The sequence below is a fragment of the Streptosporangium sp. NPDC001559 genome, from assembly GCF_042893955.1.
Classification (GTDB): domain Bacteria; phylum Actinomycetota; class Actinomycetes; order Streptosporangiales; family Streptosporangiaceae; genus Streptosporangium.
This window is the reverse complement of the sequence record NZ_JBIAVG010000027.1, coordinates 78,042-100,338: the sequence shown is the minus strand read 5'-3', so window position 1 is coordinate 100,338 and position 22,297 is coordinate 78,042. Positions and strand designations below refer to the sequence as shown.

Annotated in this window: 20 protein-coding genes; 10 read left to right on the top strand and 10 right to left on the bottom strand. The window is 71.6% G+C overall.

The genetic code is table 11. From position 1 onward, the window contains the following. Positions 1-15 precede the first annotated feature (15 nt). Positions 16-483 (bottom strand): MarR family winged helix-turn-helix transcriptional regulator, encoded by a 468-nt coding sequence (locus ACFYY8_RS39805; protein ID WP_390050290.1) that lies wholly within the window; start codon positions 481-483, stop codon positions 16-18. Positions 484-607: 124 nt separating this feature from the next. Between ACFYY8_RS39805 and ACFYY8_RS39800 the strand changes: the two genes are divergently transcribed. The 5 genes from ACFYY8_RS39800 to ACFYY8_RS39780 all read left to right on the top strand — a co-directional run bounded on the left by ACFYY8_RS39800 (position 608) and on the right by ACFYY8_RS39780 (position 7,599). Further along, entirely contained in the window at positions 608-3,877 is a 3,270-nt protein-coding gene (locus tag ACFYY8_RS39800) for an efflux RND transporter permease subunit (protein ID WP_390050289.1), read from the top strand. Positions 3,878-3,987: 110 nt separating this feature from the next. After that, positions 3,988-5,418 (top strand): adenylosuccinate lyase, encoded by a 1,431-nt coding sequence (gene purB / locus ACFYY8_RS39795; RefSeq protein ID WP_390050288.1) that lies wholly within the window; start codon positions 3,988-3,990, stop codon positions 5,416-5,418. A gap of 44 nt (positions 5,419-5,462) precedes the next feature. Next, positions 5,463-6,203, top strand: coding sequence for a GNAT family N-acetyltransferase (locus ACFYY8_RS39790; RefSeq protein ID WP_390050287.1), 741 nt, complete (start codon positions 5,463-5,465; stop codon positions 6,201-6,203). Between the two features lie 66 nt (positions 6,204-6,269). Continuing rightward, complete coding sequence (locus ACFYY8_RS39785) at positions 6,270-6,926, top strand: LysE family translocator (protein WP_390050286.1); 657 nt, start codon at positions 6,270-6,272, stop codon at positions 6,924-6,926. 43 nt (positions 6,927-6,969) lie between these two features. Beyond that, positions 6,970-7,599 carry a LysE family translocator gene (locus tag ACFYY8_RS39780; RefSeq protein WP_390050285.1) on the top strand — a complete coding sequence of 210 codons (630 nt, stop codon included), beginning with the start codon at positions 6,970-6,972 and terminating at the stop codon, positions 7,597-7,599. A 28-nt stretch (positions 7,600-7,627) separates the two neighbouring features. Here the strand turns inward: ACFYY8_RS39780 and ACFYY8_RS39775 are convergent, their stop codons facing one another. Further along, the gene (locus tag ACFYY8_RS39775) at positions 7,628-8,095 is read right to left on the bottom strand and encodes a MarR family winged helix-turn-helix transcriptional regulator (protein ID WP_390050284.1); all 468 of its coding nucleotides are present in this window, start codon (positions 8,093-8,095) and stop codon (positions 7,628-7,630) included. Positions 8,096-8,286: 191 nt separating this feature from the next. On the opposite strand from ACFYY8_RS39775, the gene ACFYY8_RS39770 reads away from it, so the two are divergent. Beyond that, positions 8,287-8,559, top strand: coding sequence for a GlsB/YeaQ/YmgE family stress response membrane protein (locus tag ACFYY8_RS39770; protein WP_352013311.1), 273 nt, complete (start codon positions 8,287-8,289; stop codon positions 8,557-8,559). Positions 8,560-8,655: 96 nt separating this feature from the next. Here ACFYY8_RS39770 and ACFYY8_RS39765 read toward each other — a convergent pair whose 3' ends face one another. The 5 genes from ACFYY8_RS39765 to ACFYY8_RS39745 form a co-directional block, all read right to left on the bottom strand. Further along, positions 8,656-9,495 carry an LLM class F420-dependent oxidoreductase gene (locus ACFYY8_RS39765; protein ID WP_390050283.1) on the bottom strand — a complete coding sequence of 280 codons (840 nt, stop codon included), beginning with the start codon at positions 9,493-9,495 and terminating at the stop codon, positions 8,656-8,658. 72 nt (positions 9,496-9,567) lie between these two features. Continuing rightward, positions 9,568-11,832 carry a heavy metal translocating P-type ATPase gene (locus ACFYY8_RS39760; RefSeq protein ID WP_390050282.1) on the bottom strand — a complete coding sequence of 755 codons (2,265 nt, stop codon included), beginning with the start codon at positions 11,830-11,832 and terminating at the stop codon, positions 9,568-9,570. A 36-nt stretch (positions 11,833-11,868) separates the two neighbouring features. Further along, positions 11,869-12,801 carry a hypothetical protein gene (locus ACFYY8_RS39755; RefSeq protein WP_390050281.1) on the bottom strand — a complete coding sequence of 311 codons (933 nt, stop codon included), beginning with the start codon at positions 12,799-12,801 and terminating at the stop codon, positions 11,869-11,871. Next, the gene (locus ACFYY8_RS39750; RefSeq protein ID WP_390050280.1) at positions 12,798-13,010 is read right to left on the bottom strand and encodes a heavy-metal-associated domain-containing protein; all 213 of its coding nucleotides are present in this window, start codon (positions 13,008-13,010) and stop codon (positions 12,798-12,800) included. Before ACFYY8_RS39750 ends, ACFYY8_RS39755 begins: the two co-directional genes overlap by 4 nt. Before the next feature lie 35 nt (positions 13,011-13,045). Beyond that, positions 13,046-13,327, bottom strand: coding sequence for a metal-sensitive transcriptional regulator (locus ACFYY8_RS39745; RefSeq protein ID WP_352013316.1), 282 nt, complete (start codon positions 13,325-13,327; stop codon positions 13,046-13,048). Between the two features lie 576 nt (positions 13,328-13,903). On the opposite strand from ACFYY8_RS39745, the gene ACFYY8_RS39740 reads away from it, so the two are divergent. The 3 genes from ACFYY8_RS39740 (at position 13,904) to ACFYY8_RS39730 (ending at position 16,517) form a co-directional block, all read left to right on the top strand. Beyond that, positions 13,904-14,278, top strand: a complete 375-nt coding sequence (locus ACFYY8_RS39740) for a hypothetical protein (RefSeq protein WP_390050279.1) — start codon at positions 13,904-13,906, stop codon at positions 14,276-14,278. 145 nt (positions 14,279-14,423) lie between these two features. Further along, positions 14,424-15,572, top strand: a complete 1,149-nt coding sequence (locus ACFYY8_RS39735; RefSeq protein ID WP_390050278.1) for an NAD(P)/FAD-dependent oxidoreductase — start codon at positions 14,424-14,426, stop codon at positions 15,570-15,572. Between the two features lie 114 nt (positions 15,573-15,686). Continuing rightward, a complete protein-coding gene (locus ACFYY8_RS39730) occupies positions 15,687-16,517 on the top strand; it encodes a polysaccharide deacetylase family protein (protein ID WP_390050277.1) in 831 nt (276 codons plus the stop codon). Between the two features lie 145 nt (positions 16,518-16,662). Here ACFYY8_RS39730 and ACFYY8_RS39725 read toward each other — a convergent pair whose 3' ends face one another. From ACFYY8_RS39725 to ACFYY8_RS39715, 3 genes are all read right to left on the bottom strand, one after another. After that, complete coding sequence (locus tag ACFYY8_RS39725; protein WP_390050276.1) at positions 16,663-17,853, bottom strand: MFS transporter; 1,191 nt, start codon at positions 17,851-17,853, stop codon at positions 16,663-16,665. Positions 17,854-17,908: 55 nt separating this feature from the next. Continuing rightward, positions 17,909-18,502 carry a TetR/AcrR family transcriptional regulator gene (locus ACFYY8_RS39720; RefSeq protein ID WP_390050275.1) on the bottom strand — a complete coding sequence of 198 codons (594 nt, stop codon included), beginning with the start codon at positions 18,500-18,502 and terminating at the stop codon, positions 17,909-17,911. A gap of 73 nt (positions 18,503-18,575) precedes the next feature. Beyond that, on the bottom strand, positions 18,576-20,525 hold the full coding sequence (locus ACFYY8_RS39715; protein ID WP_390050274.1) for a Xaa-Pro dipeptidyl-peptidase: 1,950 nt from the start codon (positions 20,523-20,525) through the stop codon (positions 18,576-18,578). A gap of 658 nt (positions 20,526-21,183) precedes the next feature. On the opposite strand from ACFYY8_RS39715, the gene ACFYY8_RS39710 reads away from it, so the two are divergent. After that, positions 21,184-22,278 carry a hypothetical protein gene (locus tag ACFYY8_RS39710; protein WP_390050273.1) on the top strand — a complete coding sequence of 365 codons (1,095 nt, stop codon included), beginning with the start codon at positions 21,184-21,186 and terminating at the stop codon, positions 22,276-22,278. Positions 22,279-22,297 lie beyond the last annotated feature (19 nt).

The window sequence follows — 22,297 nt, the reverse complement described above, 5'->3', positions numbered from 1 at the left end:
CTCCCCGTTCGCGGTTCAGGGGGCGTCCTGACGGTCGAGGGCGACGGTGGCGGCCTCGATCCTGGTCATGACGCTGAGCGCGTCGCGGAGGGTCTGGGTGTCGAGGGAGTCGAGGAGGTGGCGGAAGTCGGCCAGGCCCGCGTCGGCGATCCGCTCGACGAGGGTGCGGCCCGCGGAGGTCAGCTCGACCCGCCGGACGCGGCGGTCGTTGGGGTCCTCCCGGCGGGTCACCAGGCCGTGGCCGACGAGGCGGTCGACGATGCCGGTGACGGTGCCGAGGCCGACGTCGAGGTGGTGCGCGAGGTCCTGGCCCGAGGCGGAGTCCCGGTAGGCGAGAAGCATGACCACCTTGAGCTGGCGCATCGTGAGGTTGGTGTCGAAGAGCGGGGAGGGCGCCCTGCGCTGGGCGAGGAATCGTCCCAGGTTGCGCTGCAGCTCACCGATGCGGCTGATCAGTCGGTCGCGTTCGTCGTCCACACTCACCCTCTCGCTTCCTGAGAAGGTTATCAGGAAAGCTAGGCAGCGTTAAATATTCGCGTAATACGAAGTGTTAGGCTGGAGAGAACTTACTATGTCGTACCCCTCAGGCCCTTAGGAGTCCGCCCCCATGACCGCCCTGGCCAGGTTGAGTCTTGCCAACCGCAGCCTTGTCATAATGATCGCGGTCGTGTTGAGCGCGTTCGGCGCCTTCGCGATCCCCTCGCTCAAACAACAGTTGCTGCCCTCGCTTTCGTTTCCCGGCGCCTTCGTGGTCGCCCCCTACCTGGGAGCCTCCCCCGAGATCGTCGAGGAGCAGGTCACCAAGCCCATCGAGGACAGCTTCCAGGGCCTTGAGGGGGTCACCGAGGTGACCTCGACCTCCCGTGAGGGGATGGCGCAGGTCCAGGTGTCGTTCGAGTACGGCACCGACATCGACGACTCGGTGAGCAAGATGCAGCAGGCGATCTCCCGGATCGGCTCCCAGCTGCCCGACGGCGTCGACCCTCAGGTCCTGGCCGGTGGTACCGACGACATCCCGGTGCTGGTGCTGGCGGTGTCCGCGGGCGGTGACCAGCGGGCGACGGCGGACAGGCTCAGGCGCATCATGGTGCCCGCCCTGCAGGGCGTCGACGGTGTGCGCGAGGCCACGGTCACCGGCACCCGGGACGAGACCGTGGTGATCACCCCCGACACCAAGAAGCTCGCCAAGCACGGCCTGGCGCCGACCGCGGTCGCCGACGTGCTGCGCGCCAACGGCCAGCCGATCCCCGCGGGCAGCCTCACCGAGGACAACCTGTCCCTGACCGTCCAGGTCGGCGACCGGATCACCTCCATCGAGGACCTGGAGAACCTCTACCTGCAGCCCGCCGCCCCGGCGCAGCTCCAGCAGGGCGCTCCGCAGAGCCGTACGGCACAGGCCCAGGCGGCGCAGGCCGCGCAGGCTCAGGGCGCCCGTGGCACGGCGGCGCAGCGGCCGCCGGTCGCCGTGGCGGCCCCCAAGCCGCCCAAGCCCGTCAAGCTCGGCGACGTGGCCACGATCGAGCGCTCGCAGGCCGACGGCACCTCGCTGACCCGCACCGACGGCGAGCCGAGCCTGGGCGTCTCGGTCACCATGAAGCCGGACGGCAACGCGGTGGCCATCTCCCACGCGGTGAGTGAGAAGCTGCCGGAGCTGAAGAAGGAGATCGGCGACTCCGCCAAGGTGAGCGTGATCTTCGACCAGGCGCCGTACGTGGAGCGTTCGATCGAGGACCTCACCACCGAGGGCCTGCTCGGCCTGGCCTTCGCGGTGCTGGTCATCCTGATCTTCCTGCTGTCGGTGCGCTCGACGCTGGTGACGGCGATGTCCATCCCGCTGTCGGTCGTCATCGCCCTGATCGCGCTGTGGCTCGGCGACTACTCGCTGAACATGCTGACCCTGGGCGCCCTGACCATCGCCGTCGGCCGCGTGGTCGACGACTCGATCGTGGTCCTGGAGAACATCAAGCGTCACCTGGGGTACGGCGAGGCCAAGCGGGACGCCGTGCTGGCGGGTGTGCGCGAGGTGAGCGGCGCGGTCACCGCCTCGACCCTGACGACCGTCGCGGTCTTCCTGCCGATCGCGGTGGTCGGCGGCATGGTCGGGCAGCTGTTCGCCCCGTTCGCCGTCACCGTGACGGTCGCGCTGCTGGCCTCGCTGCTGGTGTCGCTGACGGTCATCCCGGTCCTGGCGTACTGGTTCCTCAAGGCCCCCGTGCTCACCCCCGAGCAGGCGCGCGCGATGCGCGAGGAGGCCGAGGCCAAGGAACTGCGCAGCCCGCTGCAGCGGATCTACCTGCCGGTTCTGCGTTTCGCCACCAAGCGCAGGCTGATCACCGTCCTGGTCGGCGTCGTGATCTTCGTGGGCACGATGGGCCTGGCGGGGCAGCTGCAGACCAACTTCCTGGACTCCTCCGGCCAGAACACCGTCTCCCTGACCCAGAAGATGCCTCCCGGCACCGACCTGGCCACCACCGACGCGGCGGCCAAGAAGGTCGAGCAGGTGCTCTCCTCCGTCAAGGAGGTGGAGACCTACCAGGTCAACGTGGGTGGCGGTGGCGGCTTCATGGGCGCCGCCTCCGGAGGCGGCGGCGGGGACCGCGCCTCCTACTCGATCACGGTGGCCGACGGCACCGACACCGCGGCGCTGGAGAACACGCTGCGCGACCGGTTCAAGGGGCTCACGGACGCCGGTGAGATCACCGTCGGCGGCTCCCAGGGCGGTCCGGGCGGCGGCTCGACCAACCAGCTCCAGGTGCTCGTGCAGGCGCCGGACATCGACACGCTGCGCGGCGCGGCCGAGACGGTGCGCGGCGCGATGGCGGACATGGGCGGCCTGCGGGACGTCTCCTCCAACCTGGAGGCCAGCGCCAAGCGCATCGAGGTCCGGGTCGACAGGAGGAAGGCCGCGGAGAAGGGCCTGACCGAGGGCCAGATCGGGCAGTTCGTCGCGCAGTCCTTCCGGGGCGCGACGCTGGGCCAGGTCACCCTGGACGGCCGGGCGAGCGATCTGATCCTGCGCAGCGGCGACGCCCCCGAGGACATGGCCGAGATCGGCAGGCTGAAGCTGCCGACCGCGACCGGCACGGTCAAGCTGTCCGAGGTCGCCAGGGTGTCCAGGGTCGACGGCCCCACCCAGGTGACCCGGGTCGACGGGGAGCGCAGCGCGACGGTCTCGGGCACCTCGACCGCCAGTGACCTGGGCGCCCTGACCACGACGCTGACCGCCAAGCTGAAGGACCTGAAGCTGCCCGACGGCGCGCGCTACACCATCGGCGGAGTGAGCGCCGACCAGAGCGAGGCGTTCGGACAGCTCGGCCTGGCGATGCTGGCCGCCATCGCGATCGTCTTCATGATCATGGTGGCGACGTTCCGCAGTCTCGCCCAGCCGCTGGTGCTGCTGGTCTCCGTGCCGTTCGCCGCCACCGGCGCCATCGGCCTGCTGCTGGCCACCGGCACCCCGCTCGGCGTGCCGGCCCTGATCGGCATGCTGATGCTGATCGGCATCGTCGTGACCAACGCCATCGTGCTCATCGACCTGATCAACCAGTACCGTGAGCGCGGCCTGGGCGTGGTCGAGGCGGTGATCGAGGGCGGACGCAGGAGGCTGCGGCCGATCCTGATGACCGCGGTCGCCACGATCTTCGCGCTGATCCCGATGGCGCTCGGCCTGACCGGCTCCGGCGGGTTCATCTCCCAGCCGCTGGCCATCGTGGTCATCGGCGGCCTGGTGTCCTCGACGCTGCTGACGCTGGTGCTGGTGCCGACGCTGTACGTGATCCTCGAGCGGACCAAGGAGCGGCTGAGCCGCGGGTCCAAGGCGGGCAGGCACGAGGCCGACGCCAAGGCCGAGGACGACAGGCTGGCCCCTGTCGGCTGATCCCGGCCACCACCCGCCGCCCGCCGTACCCCGCAGGAGGGGTGCGGCGGGCGGCGGCGCGCGTACCCCCCGGCGGGTCCGGAACGCGGGCGGCAATAGACTGAGGCAACGTGACTGCCAAGCCTCGCATCCCCAACGTTCTGGCCGCCCGCTACGCCTCGGCGGAGCTGGCCCGCCTGTGGTCCCCCGAGTACAAGGTGGTGGCCGAGCGCCGCCTGTGGCTGGCGGTGCTCGCCGCGCAGGCCCGGCTGGGGATCGCGGTGCCCGAGGAGGCCGTCGCCGACTACGAGAAGGTCGTCGAGCAGGTCGACCTGGCCTCCATCGCGGAGCGCGAACGGGTCACCCGCCACGACGTCAAGGCCCGCATCGAGGAGTTCAACGCGCTGGCCGGGCACGAGCACGTGCACAAGGGCATGACGTCGCGCGACCTCACCGAGAACGTCGAGCAGCTGCAGATCCGCGACAGCCTCCTGCTGGTGCGCGACCGGTGCGTGGCGCTGCTGGCCCGCCTGGGCACGCTGGCCGCCGAGCACTCCGGCACCGTGATGGCCGGGCGCTCGCACAACGTGGCCGCGCAGTCCACCACCCTGGGCAAGCGGTTCGCCTCGGCCGCCGACGAGCTGCTGGTCGCCCTGGCCCGGCTTGAGGAGCTCATCGCCCGTTACCCGCTGCGCGGCGTCAAGGGGCCGGTCGGCACCGCGCAGGACATGCTCGACCTGCTCGGCGGCGACCGGGCGAAGCTGACCGCCCTCGAGGACCACGTCGCCGGGCACCTGGGCTTCGCGAACCGGCTGACCAGCGTCGGGCAGGTCTACCCCCGGTCGCTGGACTACGAGGTCGTCACGGCGCTGGTGCAGCTGGCCGCCGCCCCCTCCTCGCTGGCCAAGACCATCCGGCTGATGGCCGGTCACGAGCTCGTCACCGAGGGCTTCGCCGAGGGACAGGTCGGCTCCTCGGCCATGCCGCACAAGATGAACACCCGTTCCTGCGAGCGTGTCAACGGGCTGACGGTGATCCTGCGGGGCTACGCCTCCATGACGGGTGAGCTGGCAGGCGACCAGTGGAACGAGGGCGACGTCTCCTGCTCGGTGGTGCGGCGGGTCGCCCTGCCCGACGCGTTCTTCGCCTTCGACGGGCTGGTCGAGACGATGCTGACCGTGCTCGGGGAGTTCGGGGCCTTCCCCGCGGTCATCGCCGCCGAGCTGGACCGCTACCTGCCGTTCCTGGCCACGACCAAGATGCTGATGGCCGCGGTGCGCGCCGGGATGGGCAGGGAGAGCGCCCATGAGGTGATCAAGGAGCACGCGGTCGCCTCCGCGCTGGCGATGCGCGAGCGCGGTGTGGGCAACGAGCTGCTCGAGCGCCTGGCCGCCGACGAGCGCTTCCCGCTCGGCCAGACCGAGCTGCGGGAGCTGCTCCAGGAGCGGCTGTCCTTCACCGGCGCCGCCGCCGACCAGGTCGCCACGGTCGTGGCCGGGATCGAGGAGGTCGTCGCCCGCCACCCGGCCGCGGCCGCCTACGCCCCGGGCGCGATCCTGTAGCTCTACCCTTTTCCGGATTTTTCTGGATTCTTCTGGAGCCCCCCATGGAGTTGACCTCCGCCGAGGACGTCGCCGCCGCCTGCCAGGACGACACGATCGTCATGTGGGCGGCGCAGGGAATGCGTCCCGGGATCCGGGCGTGGGCGCACGGTGAGGCGGTCGCGGTCGCCAGCCCCGACCTCAACCGCCGCGACCGCCTCACCGTCCGGGGCCCCGCCGGCCAGGTCGCCGTTCTCGTACGGCGGGTGCTGCCGGAACTGGCCCCCTCCTACCGGGTCATGGCGGAACGGGATCTGGCCGGGGAGCTGGCGGACCTGCTGCCCGGCTCGGGCCCGGTCCGGCCGTTCGAGTGGATGGAGACGGCGACCCCGCCCTCACCGCGGGACTCCGGGGACGAGGAGACCGGATGGCTTGAGGAGAACGACGCGGAGGTCGCCGCCCTGCTGGCCGAGGCGGCCCCCGCGGCGTGGGCCGTACCGGGGCTGCCGGGGATCCGCCGCTGGGCGGGGGTGCGCGCGGCGGACGGGAGCCTGGTCGCCACGGCCGCAGACGCCTGGTCCTGCCCGGAGGTGGGGTTCGTCGCCGGGGTGGCGACCGTCTCCGCGCTGCGCGGCAGGGGGTATGGGCGGCGGGTGTGCGCCTTCGTCTTCCGGTCGCTGATCGCCACGCACGGCAGGGTCGCGCTGGTCGTGGACACCGAAAACCGTGCCGCGATCGCCGTCTACGAGCGTCTCGGCATGCGCCTGCGCCCGGTCGCGGCCCTGGCGCCGCACGCCGCGGGCTGAGGCGACCGGGCCACTTCGTGGAATTGGCCGTTCTCCGCGGGGAGGGGCACAGGACAGGATGCGGCCATGGCATTGACGGTATCGCTCAGCTCCCTCGCCGCCGTCGCGGTGATCTCCCTCGGGATGGTCCTCACCCCCGGCCCCAACATGCTCTACCTGATCTCACGGTCGGTGACGCAGGGCCGGGGGGCGGGCATGGTCTCCCTGGCGGGCGTCGCCGCGGGCTTCCTGGTCTACCTGGCCGCCACCGCGGCGGGGATCGCGGTGGTGTTCGCGGTCGTGCCCGCCGTCTACACCGCGATCAAACTCGCGGGCGCGGCCTACCTGCTGTGGCTGGCCTGGAAGGCGCTGCGTCCCGACGGCGACGTCTTCGAGCCGGGGGAGACGCGTTTCGACCCGCCGGGCAGGCTGTTCTCGATGGGACTGCTCACCAGCCTGCTCAACCCCAAGATCGCGGTGATGTACGTGTCGCTGCTTCCCCAGTTCGTCGATCCGGCGCGTGGCGACGTCGCCGCGCAGGGCTTGGTCCTCGGTCTCGTGCAGGTCGTCGTCTCCCTGTCGGTCAACACCCTGATCGTGCTGGGCGCCGGATCCGTCGCCTCCTTCCTGGCCCGCCGGCCGTTGTGGGCGCGGGTACGGCGCTACCTGACGGCCACCGTGCTGGCGGGGATCGCGCTGCGCGTCGCGACCGACCGCTCGCGTGCCCTGGTCGCCGCGCCATAGCGGATGATCTCTGGCGACATGGGAGACATGGGACACTGCTGCCGTGCTCACCACCGTGCTCGCCTTCACCGCCGTCGCATTGGTTCTCACCATCTCCCCGGGCCCGGACACCGTGATCGTGCTGCGCACGACGATCGCCTCGGGCCGCGGGGCCGGACTGCTCGCCGGGGCGGGGGTGATCCTCGGCTGCTACGTGTGGGGGATCGCGACCGCGCTCGGCCTGACGGCGCTGCTGGCCGCCTCGGACCTCGCCTACACCGCCGTCAGGATCGCGGGCGCCGTCTACCTGACCTGGCTCGGCGCGCGGGCGCTGTGGCAGAGCCGTTGCGGCTCCGCGACGCGCGGGGAACAGCCCGAGGGGGAACCCGTGACCGGCGCGTGGAAGGTCATGCGAACCGGGTTCGTGACCAACCTCCTCAACCCCAAGGTCGGGGTCATCTACATGACGCTGCTGCCGCAGTTCGTCCCCCACGACGCGGCCGTGCTCCCGACGACCCTGCTGCTGGTCACGGTGCACGGCCTGCTGGGCGCGGCGTGGTTCGTGCTCGTGGTCTGGGCCGCGCACGCCCTGCGCGGCGGGCTCACCCGGCCGTCGGTGCGCCGCCTCACGGAGCGGCTGACCGGCCTGGTGTTCATCGGTTTCGGCATCCGCCTGGCCGCCGAGGCGCGCTGAGGACCGCCCGCCGGGGAGGGGCCAGGGGTCAGTCGCCGAACCAGCCGGGCACGTCGAGCCGGAACACCTCGCCCGCCGTGAGCGCGCGCAGATCCGCCTCGAACGCCCCCATGCGCTCCCGTCCCAGCGTTCGCGCCCAGCGTTCGCGCAGGTCGTCGAAGATGCGGGCCGAGAGCGCCAGGCTCTCCAGGCCGTGTGGCGTGAGCCGTACGATCTTGCGCCTGGCGTCGCCGGGGTCGCAGGCGCGCTCGACGTAGCCCAGCCGTTCCAGGGTGGCGACGGTCTTGCCCGCGGCCTGCTTGGTGATCCCCAGGCGTCTGCCGAGCTCGACGGCGGTGGTGCCCTCGACGCCGATCGCCTGCATGACGAAGCCGTGCATCGGCCGCATGCCCGGGTGCCCCCGGCGGGCCAGTTCGGCGTGGAGGTCGTCGATGAGCATCCGGAAGCCGATCAGGAGCCTGAGCGGAAGCTCGAAGCCGGGAGGATCACTGGGCACGGTCGGTAACCTGGTTCGCCGATTCGACAACTACGTTTACGTTGTCCACCTTAGGATCTCCCCCCGGTCCTGTCACCCGAGGCCCATTCCGTCAGGCAGGACGACCACCACCGGTAGGTCGTGATTTTTCATGTGTTGTCCTCACTTTCAAGGGCATACGGATGGCAGCCAAGCAAGAGGGAGTGTGGACCATGACAGTCACCGGCATCATCACCGCCATCGTCATCGGAGCGATCATCGGCGCGCTGGGCCGGCTGGTCGTCCCGGGGCGGCAGGGCATCCCCATCTGGCTGACCATCGTGATCGGCATCGTCGCGGCCCTCATCGGCACCGCGATCGCCGGTGCGCTGGGAGTGGCGAGCACCCGCGGGGTCGACTGGATCGAGCTGCTCATCCAGATCGCCCTGGCGGCCGTCGGTGTCATCGCGGCCGCGGGCCTGTACGGCAGGCGCGGAGTGCGGTGACCGGTCCGGCTCGCGGACCTGCGAGCGAACGCGGAACGGCCCCGGCCGGGGAGAACCCGGCCGGGGCCGTTCCGCGTGTTCAGGGGGCCCGGCGCGTCACTCTCCGCGCGCCTCGGCCAGCGCCGCCTCGAAGGCGTCCATCTCCCGCTGGAGGCGGTCAAGGCCCGCGGACGGCAGCCAGGCCATCACCCGGGCGACCCCCGCACGCTCGCACGCCTCCAGCACGGCGGGGTCGGCCGGTGCGGCCATGACCACCGTCACGACCCTCCTTCCCGCGTCCTCGGCCCTGCGCCGGAGCTCACCCACCCGGTCGAGGACGTCCGGCGCGTAGTTCGGCAGCCAGCCGTCGCCGTAGGAGAGCACCCGGTCGAGCACCCGGGGGCCGGTGCCGCCGACCAGCACGGGGGGATGAGGGCGCTGCGCGGGCTTCGGCCAGGAGAGGATCGGGTCGAAGGAGACGAACTTCCCGTGGTACTCGGCCTCGTCCTGGGTCCAGATGCGGCGCATCGCCTCGATGTTCTCCTTCATCACCGCGAAGCGCCGCGCCGGGTCGACCCCGTGGTTGCGGATCTCGGGCTCGTTCCAGCCCGCCCCCACGCCGAGCTCGAACCGGCCGCCGGTGAGGTGGTCCACGCTCGCCACGGTCTTCGCCAGACTGATCGGGTGGTGCTGCGGGACCAGGCAGACGCCCGTCCCGACCCGCAGCCGGGTCGTGACCACGCCCGCGGCCGTACAGGCGGTCAGGGCGTCGTAGGTGTGCGCGTACTTGCGCGGCAGTATCCCGCCCTCCGGCGGCACGGGAGGCTCCCCCCAGGCCTGGATGTGGGTGTGCTCGGTGAAGAAAAGGGCGTCGTGACCCCGTTGCTCGACCAGCTGGGCCAGCACGCCCGGACGGACCGCGTCATGTGTAGCGAAATATCCGAAACCAGATTCCATGGTGTCCCCGTCTCCCACGGAGGGCGGGTGCGGCACCGATGTGCCGCACCCGCCCCGATGTCATCGGAACTGTCATCTGAAGCGGCGGAGCCGGAGGCTGTTGCTCACCACGAACACCGAGGAGAACGCCATCGCGGCTCCGGCGATCATCGGGTTGAGCAGTCCGAGCGCGGCCAGCGGCAGCGCGGCCACGTTGTAGGCGAACGCCCAGAACAGATTCCCCTTGATCGTCGCCAGTGTACGGCGCGACAGCCGGATCGCCTCGGCCGCCGCCCGGAGATCCCCCCTGACCAGGGTCAGGTCGGCGGCCTCGATCGCCGCGTCGGTCCCGGTGCCCATCGCCAGGCCCAGGTCGGCCTGGGCGAGCGCGGCGGCGTCGTTGACCCCGTCGCCGACCATGGCCACCGAGCGGCCCTCGGCCTGCAGTCTCCTGACCACCTCGACCTTGCCCTCGGGCAGCACCTCGGCGATCACCTCGTCGATGCCGACCTCGGCGGCGACCGCGCGGGCCGCGGCCTCGTTGTCGCCGGTCAGCAGCACCGGGGTCAGGCCGAGGCCGCGCAGCCGCTCGATCGCCTCGGCGCTGGTCGGCTTGACGGTGTCGGCCACGACGAGGACCGCGCGGGCCCTGCCGTCCCAGCCGACCGCGACGGCCGTACGGCCCGCGGCCTGCGCCGCCTCCACCGCCCGCTCCAGCTCGGCGGGCAGGTGCTGAGCCCAGTCCGCCAGCAGCCTGGGCCTGCCGACGACCACGGCGTGGCCGTCCACGACGCCCTGGACACCGAGTCCCTCGACGTTGGCGAAGTCCTCGGGCGTGGGCAGCTCGCCCACCCGTTCGGCGGCGGCGCGGGCGACGGCCCTGGCGATGGGGTGCTCGGAGGCGTGTTCGAGGGCTCCGGCCAGGCGCAGCACCTCGTCACGGTCCTCACCCTCGGCCGGGTGCACATCGGTGAGGGTCATCCGGCCCTCGGTGACGGTGCCGGTCTTGTCGAGCACCACGGTGTCGACCGTACGGGTCGACTCCAGGACCTCGGGGCCCCTGATCAGGATGCCGAGCTGGGCGCCGCGTCCCGTGCCGACCAGCAGCGCGGTCGGGGTCGCCAGGCCGAGCGCGCAGGGGCAGGCGATGATCAGCACCGCGACCGCCGCGGTGAAGGCGGCCGAGGCGCCGCCCCCGGTGCCGAGCCAGAAGCCGAGCGTGGCCACGGCCAGTGCGATCACGATCGGCACGAAGATCCCGGAGACGCGGTCGGCCAGGCGCTGGACCTGTGCCTTGCCGGTCTGGGCCTCCTCGACGAGCTTGGCCATCCGGGCCAGCTGGGTGTCGGCGCCGACACGGGTGGCGCGGACCAGCAGCCGGCCGCCCGCGTTGACGGTCGCGCCGGTCACCGCGTCGCCGGGCCGAACCTCGACCGGGACGGACTCGCCGGTCAGCATCGAGGCGTCGACCGCGGAGGAGCCGTCCTCGACCACGCCGTCGGTGGCGATCTTCTCGCCGGGCCGTACGACGAACAGGTCGCCGACGGCGAGCTGGTCGGCGGGGACGCGGACCTCGCGTCCCTCACGCAGGACGGCCACGTCCTTGGCGCCGAGTTCGAGCAGGGCCCGGAGCGCGGCGCCGGCGCGGCGCTTGGAACGGGCCTCGAAGTAGCGGCCCGCGAGGATGAACGCCGTCACCCCCGCCGCGGCCTCCAGGTAGATGTTGCCCGACCCGTCGGTGCGCTCGATGGTGAACGCGAACGGGTGGGTCATGCCAGGGGTGCCCGCGCTGCCGAAGAACAGCGCCCACAGCGACCAGCCGAAGGCCGCCAGGGTGCCGATGGAGACCAGGGTGTCCATGGTCGCCGTGCCGTGGCGCAGGTTGGTCCAGGCGGCCCGGTGGAAGGGCCAGCCCGCGTAGACCACGACCGGCGCGGTCAGCGTGAGCGAGAGCCACTGCCAGTTCGGGAACTGCAGCGCGGGGACCATCGCCATCGCGATCACCGGTACGGCGAGCGCCACGGAGGTGATCAGGCGGTCACGCAGCGGCCGAAGCTCCTCGGCCGCCTCCGCCTCCTCGTCCCGGCTCTCGCCCGCCGACGGCGCGGCGGGCGGGTCGGGCAGCTTGGCGGTGTAGCCCGCCTTGGCCACTTCGGCGACCAGGTCCTCGGGACCGATGTCCCCGGAGTAGGTCACCTTGGCCTTCTCGGTCGCGTAGTTGACCGTCGCGGTCACGCCGTCGAGCTTGTTCAGCTTGCGTTCGATGCGGTTGGCGCAGGAAGCGCACGTCATGCCGCCGATCGAGAGTTCGACCGCGCCGCCGGAAGCCGGGGCCCTGTCATCGGTGAGGGGGGACATCGTCTCTCCTTTCTCGGTTCTCGGTTCACGCCCTCGTCAGTGGGCGTGTCCTCCGTGGCCGCCGTGTCCTGCCTGCTCGCCGGTCCCCGAGGCCGGGGCGGCGGCCTGGCCGGTGCGCACGGTGAAGCTCGCGGTGCGCACGACCCCTCCATGCTGGAAGTCTAGGAAGAGCCGGTAGGCGCCACGGCTGGGCACCTCGGTGTAGAAGGTGATCCCGGGGCCCGCGGCGGTCCTGCCGTCGCCGGGCTCCCCGTCGGGGTGCACGTGCAGGTAGGCCAGGTCCCCGTCGCGCAGCGCGACCAGGTGGCCGTAGGCGCCCAGGTAGGGCTGCAGGTCGGTGACGGGCCTGCCGTCCTTGGCGACGCTCAGAGTGATCTTGCTCGACGCGCCGGGGGTCAGGTCGCCGTCGAGGGTGACGGTGTAGCCGTCCACGGTGGCCGTACGGCTCGCCGCGGGTAGCGCCGCGGGCTTGTAGTCGCCGGGGGCCAGCAGGTCGGCGCCCAGGGTCAGCGCGTCGCCTCCCTCGGGGGCGAAGTCGGCGAAGGCCCGGTAGGCGCCCGCGGCGGGCAGCGTCAGCGGCACCGACCACTCGCCGCCTCCGGCCTCCCGGGGGTGCAGGTGTTGGAAACCGCCGAGGTCGCGTGAGACGACGATGAAGTGCAGCTTCTTCTCGTGCTGTACCCGGTATCCGGTGACGGGCCTGCCGTCGGGGCCGGTGACGGTGAAACGGAAGTCCGTCTCCCGGCCGGGTTCGACGGTGGTGGTCCGCGGGGTCAGCGTGTAGCCGTTGTTCGACACTTGAAGTCCTTCCGGTACGGACGTCTCGCCGGGGGCGGGTGAGGCGGTCGTGTGGGGTGTGGCCTGGGGGGTGAGGCCGGCGGCGTCCGCCGCCCTGCCCGCGCCGAGGGCTCCGCCGAAGAGAACGGCGAGGCCGAGAAGGTAGGCCCCCAGCCTGGCGGGGGTGTTCATGCCGGATCGGCCACTTCGTATCCGGCGGTCCTCACGGCGGCTCTGACCGCGTCGTCGCTGACCGGGCCCTGTCCGCTCACCGTCACCAGACCGGTCGCCAGGTCCACCTCGACGCCGGTGACGCCGGGGACCTCGCCGACCTCCTCCTTGACGGAGCTGACGCAGTGGCCGCAGGTCATGCCCTTGACGGTGTATGTGGTGGTGCTCATCGTCGTCTCTTTCCGTTCTTCTCTCGGGTGCCCGGTCAGGACCGGACCAGGCGCGCGATGGCGTCGGTGGCTTCCTTGACCTTGCTGTCGGCCTCGGCCCCGCCCTTGGCGGCCGCGTCGGCCACGCAGTGGGCCATGTGCTCCTCGAGCAGGGACAGGGCGAAGGATCTCAGCGCGTGGTCGGCCGCGGACACCTGGGTGAGGATGTCGATGCAGTACTTGTCCTCGTCGACCATCCGCTGCAGGCCGCGGACCTGGCCCTCGATCCTGCGCAGCCGCCGGAGGTGGTCCTCCCTGTTCGCGGTGTAGCCGCTCATCTTCCTCTCCTCTCCGGTGGTCGCTTCACCCTTCACAACACGGTACCCCCCTACCGTATTCCGATGTGCCCGGGATTCCGGTTCCCGGTTGATACCCTGGGGGGGTACTGGAATGACCATAACATACCCCCGTGGGGTTGTATCCCTCAAGGCTGTGCGACCCGCCGTGATGACTTCGTAGAGTTGCCAATCCATTACTCCTGGTTATTGCATTGTTTGGAGTAATGGCACGGAATCGATGCCTTTGCCTCTCTGGGGTGACCCTTTCAAGGTCTTTCTCATTAGCGTGGTCTTTAAGTCCACGCCGTGTCGGCGTCTTTTTGAGATGCCTGACCGGTGTTCCCAGCGACCTGGGACCACCAGGGCGCATCCATCACGACATGGAGTGATCACTCATGGTCAAGCAGATTCTCGCGGCCGGTGCGATGGTGGCTTCCGCTCTCGCCGCCCCCGTGACGATGCCGACTGAGATCGCCAACGCCTCGACGGCGCCTCAGGCCCTGTCGGCCGGTTCCGTGCACCTCACCCAGAGCAGTCTCGTCCTGCGGCCCTGCCGTCACGGCCGATGCCACCGCGGTGGCGGTGGTGGCGGAGGCGGCGGCGGCGGTGGTGGCGGAGGCGGCGGTGGCGGAGGCGGTAACCACAGCGGCGGAGGCGGCGGTGGTGGCGGAGGCGGAGGCGGCGGTGGTGGCGGAGGCGGCGGAGGAGGTGGCGGTGGCGGTGGCGGAGGTGGCGGTGGCGGAGGTGGCGGCGGAGGCGGCTGATCCCGCCCGAACCTCCGCGCGTCCCGGATGTCCTTCCGGCCGGTCGAGGCCACACGACCGTCGGCCGGTCAGGAGGGAACACGGCCTCCAGGCCGCGCGCCATCCGTTCTCCGAGGCCGTCTCCGGCGTCAAGGAGGATTCCCTCCCGATGCCGGGGGCGGTCTTCGCCGCCTTTCCTGTGCCGTGAGACGCCGGTGAGGCGAAAAACTGATTCCAGCCGAAACAATTGAATTCCGATGACCGGCCGCGCGGAGGTTCCCTGCGGGCGGTTTCCGGCCGGGAGGGAGGCGCCGAGGGTTTTCGCCGGGCCGTACGGTGGGAGGCTCATCGGCGTGGACGACATATGGGATCTTGTGGTCGTCGGCGGTGGTCCCGCCGGATCCGCCGCCGCCCTGCGGGCCAGGCAACTCCGTCCTGACGCCCGGGTGCTGCTGCTCGACAAGGCCGACTTCCCCCGCGACAAGGCGTGCGGTGACGGCATCGCCGCCCACGGGCATGACGAACTCGCCCTGCTGGGCCTGCCGGACCTGATCGCCGACCATCGGCCGACACGGCGCCTGTCGATCGTCTCGCCCGGGGGAGCGCAGGTCAGCGCCACGGTCGCCCGGCCGAACCACGTCGTTCCCCGCGCCGTCTTCGACGCCCGCCTGGTGGAGGCCGCCAGGGAACGGGGCGTGGAGGTCCGGCGCCACCGGGTCCGCGCGCTGGCCGTGCGGCACGGGCACGTCGTCCTCGACGGCACGGTGACGGCCCGTGCCGTCGTCGGCGCGGACGGTGCCAACTCCGTCGTACGGCGCCTCATCGGCATGCCGGCCTCCCCGGGCAGGCACACCGCGATCGCCGTGCGCGGTTACGCGGACGTACCCCTGGACGACGACGTCCAGCGCATCGTCATGCAGGGGGAGGGGTGGCCCGCCTACGCCTGGTCGTTCCCCGTCGGGGACGGCAGCGCCAACGTCGGCTTCGGGATGCTGCTTCCCCGGTTGCGGGCGACCGGCCTGCCCGGGCGCCGGGTCCTGCACGACAGGCTCGCCGAGCTGCTGCCCCACCTGCCCGCCCGCGACCTGCGGGCGCACCACCTCCCCCTGTCCCCGGGCAGGCCGGGGGCCGGGGCGGGCAGGGTGATGCTCGCCGGTGACGCGGCCGGGCTGATCAACCCGCTGACCGGGGAGGGCATCTACTACGCCCTGCTGTCGGGAAGGCTCGCGGGCGAGGCCGCGGTGGAGGCGCCGGACGACCCGCTGCCCCGGTACCGGGGGGAACTGGGCAGGGCGCTCGGGCGGCACCTGAGGACCACCGACGCGCTCGCTCTGGCCGCCCGTTCCCCCCGGTTCATCGACGCCGCGATCGGTGTCGCCGCCCGGCGCCGGGAGGTGTTCGACCTGCTGGTCGAGGTGGGGCTCGGGGCGGGGACCGTACCGCCCTCCCTGCTCTTCGCCGTGGCCCGCCGCTGGCTCGGTGAAGCCGTACGCGGAGCCTGACTTTCCGGGACTGTTGCCTTGATCACTCTTATGGTAAAGAAGGTTTCCAGTAAGGCGCCTCGACCTCCCCCCATCGAAAGGCCCCCTATGCGACTGCGTTCGCGTGTCCTGAGCATGATCGTGGCGTTAACGGCGGCGATGGCCACCGCCACCCCCGCCCTGGCGGACGGGCCGACCGGCGACATCGTCTACGCCACCCGTAACGGCGGCAAGGTCGTCGCCCTCACCTTCGACGACGGCCCCTCGCCCGACTGGACCCCCAAGGTCCTCGACCTGCTGCGGAGCAGGCAGATCCGCGCCACCTTCTGCCTGCTCGGCAACCAGGTCAAGGCGCACCCCGAGCTGGTGCGCCGCATCGTCGCCGACGGCCACGCCGTCTGCAACCACACCGTCAACCACGACTCGCTCGCCGGCTGGACCCCCGAGGCGATCCGCGCCGACCTGACCGCGACCAACGACGCGATCCGTACGGCGGCGGGCGACCCCAACCTGCCCATCAGGTACTTCAGGGCCCCCTACGCCGCCTGGGGCGCCTCGCCGCAGGTCGCGGCCTCCCTCGGCATGTCGGCCCTGGCCTGGACGATGGACCCCTCCGACTGGGACGGCTCGCCGGCGGACGTGCTCGTCCAGCGGCTGAGCTCGCAGATCTACCCGACGGCCGTCTCGCTCTCCCACGACGGCGGTGGCGACCGCTCGGCGACCGTGGCCGCCTACGGGCAGCTGATCCCGCAGTGGCAGCAGGCGGGCTGGGGGTTCGAGCTGCCCGCGACCACCGGCGGGCCGTACCCGCCCGCGTGCACTTCGCCCGTCTGGCGGGGCCGTGACAGCTACAGCCAGGGCGACAGGGTCTCCCGCAAGGGGCACATCTACCAGGCCCGGTGGTGGACCCAGCTTGAGGACCCGGCCAACGCCTGGTGGGTGTGGGCCGACCTCGGCGCCTGCTGATCCCGGACGGCCCCCGGAGGGCCGGGCGAACCGTACGGCGTCGGCACACTTCGTCGCGCGGGGAACGTCCGCGGCGACCACCTGTGACGCCCGCGGCGCCCGAGCCCGAAGGGGGCCGTTCCCCCGGTCCGGCCCAAGCGGCGTGTCAGCAGGTGGCGGCGGCTCCGGCGCGCTCCTGTGCGAGGCTCTCCGCCGGCGACCGCCCCCTGGTACGGCCGAGCTCGGGCAGGAGGGACACCACCCCGAGCACGGCCAGCCCGGCGCCCAGCCAGAGAGGGGCGCGCAGACCGAAGCCGTCGATGACCAGCCCGCCGGCCGAGGATCCGATGATCACCCCGAGGGTGATGAAGGAGGCGTGGACGGTGTTGACCAGCGGTCCCGGGTTGCCGACGCGCTGGACGCGTACGGCCATCGCCGGGTTCATGGTCACTCCGACCAGCCCGACGCCGAGCATGGCGATCACCGCGGGAACACTGAGGTGGGCGAACGCCGCGAACCCGGCCAGGAAGATCGCGTTGAGGGCCAGCCCGGACAGCAGGACGCCGATGGTGTGCCTGTCGGCCAGGCGCCCGACGACGTGGTTGCCGGCCACGGTGGCCGCGCCGTACGCGACGAGCAGGAGGGGAACGGTCTCCGAGGCGAACCCGGTGACCTGGGTGAGGATCGGGCTGAGATAGCTGAAGGCGGCGAAGGTCGCGCCGATGATGAGGGTGCTGGTCGACAGTGCCAGCCACAGCCGGCCGTTCCTGAAGACCGCCATCTCCCGCCTGAAGCCGCCGCCGTCGGCACGCCCGAGCCTGGGAACGCCCGCCGTCGTGGCGAGCGCGGCGACGACGGTCAGGGCGCCGACGGCCCAGAAGGCGGCGCGCCAGCCGAGCCGCCCGCCGATCAGCGTGGACAGCGGCAGCCCGAGCAGGGTGCCGAGCATCAACCCGTTCAGGACGACGGCGAGGGCACGGCCGCGCACCTCCGGGCGGCTCAGCCGGACCGCCACCGAGATGGCGACTCCGAAGAACGCCTGGGAGGCGACACCGGTGACGACGCGCGCGACGATCATGACCGGGTAGGAGGGCGCGAGAGCCGCGAGCACGTTGCCCGCCAGAAAGACGGCGAACAGCAGCATGAGCGTGGGTTTCGGGCGTATCCGTGCCAGTGCGACGGTCATCAGCGGTCCGCCCACCGACATGGCCACCGCGAAGGCGGTGATCAGATAGCCGATCTGGGAGATGGTCACGCCGAGCCCGCCCGCCATCTCGGGCATCAGGCCTCCGACGGCGAACTCGCTGGTCACCATGGCGAAGATGCCTATGGCCAGGACGTAGACGGCTCTGGGCAAGGGGAGCTCCTTTTTGCACCGATCGGTGTAGAACTTGGGCGTGAAAAAGCGAGGGTCAGGCCAGGGCGTCCATGGCCGTGGCCGCGATGGCCGCGATGGCGGCGTCGTCGGCGCCGCCCTGGGCGGCCACCCGGATCCCGGCGATCACGGCGTTGACGAACCTGGCGAGCTCGGCGGGGTCGCGGGTGGAGCCGATGTCACCCGCGCGCTGCCCGCTCTCGATGGCGGCGCTCAGGTCGGCGATCCGCCGTTCGGTGTCGCGGCCGAGCATCAGGGCGATCTCCGGGTCGCGGCCTGCGAGCTCCATCGTGGTGTTGACGGTCAGGCAGCCGAGGCCGTGGCCGTCGCGCCGGTTCTCTGCCTCCGTCCTGAGGATCCCGGCGAACAGCGCGCGGATCCGCTCGATCGCCGGCAGTTCGTGATCGTCGAGGATCCGCAGCTGGTCGGCGGTGGTGGCGTCCATGTAGCGGGTCAGCGCGCGTTTGAACAGTTCACGCTTGTTGGTGAAGGCGTTGTACACGCTGCTGCGGTCCAGGCCGAGCGCTTCGCACAGGTCTCTGGTCGAGGTCGACTCGTAGCCGTTCGCCCAGAACGTGCGCATCGCGGTGTCCAGGACCCGGTCCTCGTCGAATGATCTCGGCCTCGCCATACGAGCACGCTACCCGTTTTGCATCGGTCGGTGCAATATGGGGAGGGGCGGTGAGCGCCCCTCCCCGGGAAGGTCAGGAGAAGTTCGGCTCGGGAACCGGCAGGGTCACCCTGCCGGGGCCGTGCCAGGGGCCCAGTTCCTTGGGCACGTCACCGATGTGCAGCGCGCCGATCGCCAGCGGGAGCACCACCTTGCTCCTGGCCAGGTCGACGGTGACACCCGCCCCGGTCGGGCTCTCCGAGCTGTAGGTGGCGTCCGTGCCCGCGATCACGAAGCCCAGCCGGTGGCCCTTCTTGAAGGTGTACTCCTGCGGCAGGGTCTCCCAGCGGACCCTGCCGTACGTGCCGGGCGGCAGGGGAGTGGGCGCGCTGAGGGAGTCACGGTTCTGCACGTCGATCCAGCCGCGGGCGACGATCTCCAGCGGGCGGGTGGCCAGGTTGGTGGCGACCTTCCGGTAACAGGCGTCGTCGGCGGCCGTGCTCTCCCCGTGGCAGCTCTCCTCGGGGAGAGTGGAGATGCCCTGGCCGCGGCGCCAGTCGACCCGGGTGTCCTCTCCGAAGTCGACCAGGAGCGCGGTCAGGTTCGAGGTCGGCCGGTCGAGCGCGACCCGCAGGTCGACGACGGGCGTCCCGGACAGGCGCAGGTCCAGGGGCAGGCTCCCGGTGGTGAAGGCCACCCTGCCCGGTGCCCCGGTGCCGACGTCGGCGACCATCGTCTCCTCGGACTGGCGCAGGTCGGTGAAGGAGGCCGTCTGTCCCCTGCGCGCGGGGACGAGGCCGAGCGAGCCGTCGGCCGCCGGATGGAAGGGGACCTTGAGGGACAGCGGCTCCGGCCAGTCACGCTGGGTGACCCAGCGATCGACGCCGACCTGCACGTCGGCGCGGGGACGGCGCATGACGCCGTTGTCCACGCCGAGCAGCCAGTGGTCGAACCACTGGTGCAGGGTGTCGACCCAGATGTCACGGCGCCCGGCGAAGTCGAAGGGATCGACGTGCTGGTACTGCCCGACCCAGATCTTGCGGGGCACGTTCCGCGCCGCGAGGGCCCGCCACCAGGTGGAGAAGTTGTCCGGCCTGACGTTGAGGTCGTTGACGGTGTGCACGGCGAAGACGCTGGCGCGCACCTTGGAGACGTCGGCGAGGGAACCCGCGAGATAGTCGCGCTCGGCCCAGAAGGGGTTGTAGTCGCCGGTCGCGTCGCCGTCCTCCGCGTCCATCCGCGCCCGCGTCGCGGCGCACTTGGCGGCCGGGTCGGTGTCGACGTAGGAGGCCAGCCAGGACATGTAGTCGTAGTTGTAGACCACCCCGTTGGATCGCTGGTACCTGTACCAGGAGCTGATCGCCGAGATCGGGACGATGGTCTCCAGACCCCGGACCCCGGTCGCCGCGACGGCGTTGGCCAGCGTGCCGTCGTAGGACTTGCCGATCATCCCGGACTTGCCGGTGGTCCAGTCGGCGACGACGGGGGTGCCGTCCTCCCGGCGGGCGACGGCGCGGCCGTTCAGCCAGTCCACCACGGCCTTGCCGCCCAGCACGTCGGCCCGGCCGCCGCCGTCGGGGCAGCCGTCGGACCTGGTGGTGCCGTTCATGTCGACGTTGAGGACGGCGTAGCCACGCGGGACGAAGTAGTTGTCATAGAAGAGGGGGAATTTCGTGATATTTCCGGCGGCGTCGTAGACCTTCCGCTCGCCCTCGTTGCCCCGGCCCACGCTGTCGTAGTACGGGCTCTCGTCGATGATCACCGGGACCTTGAGCCTCGGGCCCGACTCCTTCGGCCTGATGATGTCGACGCGGATACGGTCGGGGCGGCCGTCGGCGTCACTGTCGGCACCCGACTCGACGTAGACGTGCTCGCGGACGGCGTCGGCGTAGGAGAAGACCGGCTGGCTCCGCCCCCGCTCGACGGTGATGGCGGGAGAGGGGCCGGCGGGGGCGGTCGGGGCCGCGTTGGCGGGCGTGACGCCCGCCGCGACCACCGCCAGGGCGATGAGGACTGCTCGTAACTGTGGCACTGCCTGTGACACGCGGAGCCTCCGGGGGGTCGAGAGAGACATCCGCAATATCGGTGGCGCCGGGACGGTTAACAAGATTCCTTTACGGCTTTGACATCACCCTGGTTCTGGTGCGTGACATGTCGTGTCCACCGGCTGTACGGCCGTGCACACCGGGTGGCACCGGCCCGCCCCGCGGGCCCCCCGGCACCCGTCGCCCCCGGCACGTCCGACCGGGGGCGACGCCGGCCGCCACGGGTGCCCGCTACCGGTGCCACCTCTGGTGCATGTCGGAGCTGCCCCGAAGGGTGTACTCGCGGGCGTAGCCCAGCAGGTGCATCTCGTAGAAGGGCCGGAAGCTCACCTTGTGGTCCAGGTACGGGACGGACGCCGAATCCTTCGGGTCGAAGAGTTTCCGAGCGGCGCGGCACGGAGAGGCCCGTCCTGGGTCACGATTACACAAGTCCTTCGGCACTCCGGGTAACGTCCGAAGGGCGCCGCCTGCTTTTCCGCGACGCTCGGAAAGCGAGCCGCTTTCTCGCTTGCCGGAGAGGAAATCCGCAGGCGTGAGCGCTCCGCCGCGGCGGACGGCCCTCGTCGCGGGGGCTCTCCCGGGAACCCGCCGGAGGGCGCCGTCGAACCCGTCGAGACGGGCCGGGCGGCACGCCTCGAAGGAACGTATCCTCGCGGAATGAAGATCGTACGCGGCACGATCGCCTCCCTGGCCGGTGACGCGGTCTCCCACCACGGCCCCGTGACCCGGCCGCGCCGCCTGACCAGCAGCCCGCGCTCACGGGTGTGGCGCGCCGACATGGGCGGGACCGCGGTGGTGATCAAGCAGATCGTCGGCGGTGCGGACGCCGACGAGCGCTTCCGCCGCGAGGTGACCGCGCTGCGGCTGGCCGCGCGGGCCGATCCGCCCCTGGTGCCCGTACTGTTCGGCGCCGACCCCGGCCACCGGATCATGGTCATGGAGTGGCTCGACTCCGGTGAGCCGCCCACCGACTGGGCGGTCGGCTACGCGACCGCGCTGGCCCGGTTGCACGCGACGACGGACGCCGGTGACATCGGGGCGCTGCCACGCTGGTCCCCGCCTGGCCCCGACGTCCTGGACGCCTTCTTCCGGCTGGCCGGTCGGCTCGGCGTCACGGTCGCGCCGACGGTCAGGGCGGAGCTCGACGGAGTGCTCGACCGGCTGGGACGGGAGACGGGCGGCGCCCTGCTGCACGGAGACCCCTGTCCGGGCAACGACCTGTACACCGGCGGCGGAACGCGTTTCGTCGACTTCGAGCAGGCCGCCCTGGGGAACGGCCTGGTCGAACTGGCCTATCTGCGCATCGCCTTCCCGACCTGCTGGTGCGCCACCGCCCTGCCCGGGCCGCTGCTGCGCCGCGCCGAGGAGGCCTATCACGCCGCCTGGAGCACCGCCACGGGCACCCGGCCCCGGGGAGACCTGGCCGACGCGTGCGTCGGGTGGCTGCTGCGGGGAGACGCACTCGTCGAACGGGCCCGCCGTGACGGAACCGACCACCTGGCCGCGCTCGTCAAGGACGACTGGACCTGGGGTACGGCCACCGCCAGGCAACGGCTGCTCCACCGCCTCGGCGTCGTCGGTGAGGTCACCGCGGACACCGCCCTCGCGGGTGTCGGCGATCTCACGGCGATGATGCGCGACCGCATGCTCGACCGCTGGCCCACGCTGCGGCCGCTCTCTCCGAAGCGCCCGCCGGGTCAGCACGGCCTCCGGAGGCCGAACGTCCTCGGCCGCCTCGGAAACCGGTTCTGAGCCCCACCGCTGACGCGGC

Excerpts from the sequence above, each read along its gene's own strand:
- ACFYY8_RS39800 (WP_390050289.1), top strand. The coding sequence starts at position 608 with ATGACCGCCCTGGCCAGGTTGAGTCTTGCCAACCGCAGCCTTGTCATA.
- ACFYY8_RS39790 (WP_390050287.1), top strand. The coding sequence starts at position 5,463 with ATGGAGTTGACCTCCGCCGAGGACGTCGCCGCCGCCTGCCAGGACGAC.
- ACFYY8_RS39785 (WP_390050286.1), top strand. The coding sequence starts at position 6,270 with ATGGCATTGACGGTATCGCTCAGCTCCCTCGCCGCCGTCGCGGTGATC.
- ACFYY8_RS39770 (WP_352013311.1), top strand. The coding sequence starts at position 8,287 with ATGACAGTCACCGGCATCATCACCGCCATCGTCATCGGAGCGATCATC.
- ACFYY8_RS39765 (WP_390050283.1), bottom strand. The coding sequence starts at position 9,495 with ATGGAATCTGGTTTCGGATATTTCGCTACACATGACGCGGTCCGTCCG.
- ACFYY8_RS39760 (WP_390050282.1), bottom strand. The coding sequence starts at position 11,832 with ATGTCCCCCCTCACCGATGACAGGGCCCCGGCTTCCGGCGGCGCGGTC.
- ACFYY8_RS39755 (WP_390050281.1), bottom strand. The coding sequence starts at position 12,801 with ATGAACACCCCCGCCAGGCTGGGGGCCTACCTTCTCGGCCTCGCCGTT.
- ACFYY8_RS39750 (WP_390050280.1), bottom strand. The coding sequence starts at position 13,010 with ATGAGCACCACCACATACACCGTCAAGGGCATGACCTGCGGCCACTGC.
- ACFYY8_RS39745 (WP_352013316.1), bottom strand. The coding sequence starts at position 13,327 with ATGAGCGGCTACACCGCGAACAGGGAGGACCACCTCCGGCGGCTGCGC.
- ACFYY8_RS39730 (WP_390050277.1), top strand. The coding sequence starts at position 15,687 with ATGATCGTGGCGTTAACGGCGGCGATGGCCACCGCCACCCCCGCCCTG.
- ACFYY8_RS39720 (WP_390050275.1), bottom strand. The coding sequence starts at position 18,502 with ATGGCGAGGCCGAGATCATTCGACGAGGACCGGGTCCTGGACACCGCG.
- ACFYY8_RS39710 (WP_390050273.1), top strand. The coding sequence starts at position 21,184 with ATGAAGATCGTACGCGGCACGATCGCCTCCCTGGCCGGTGACGCGGTC.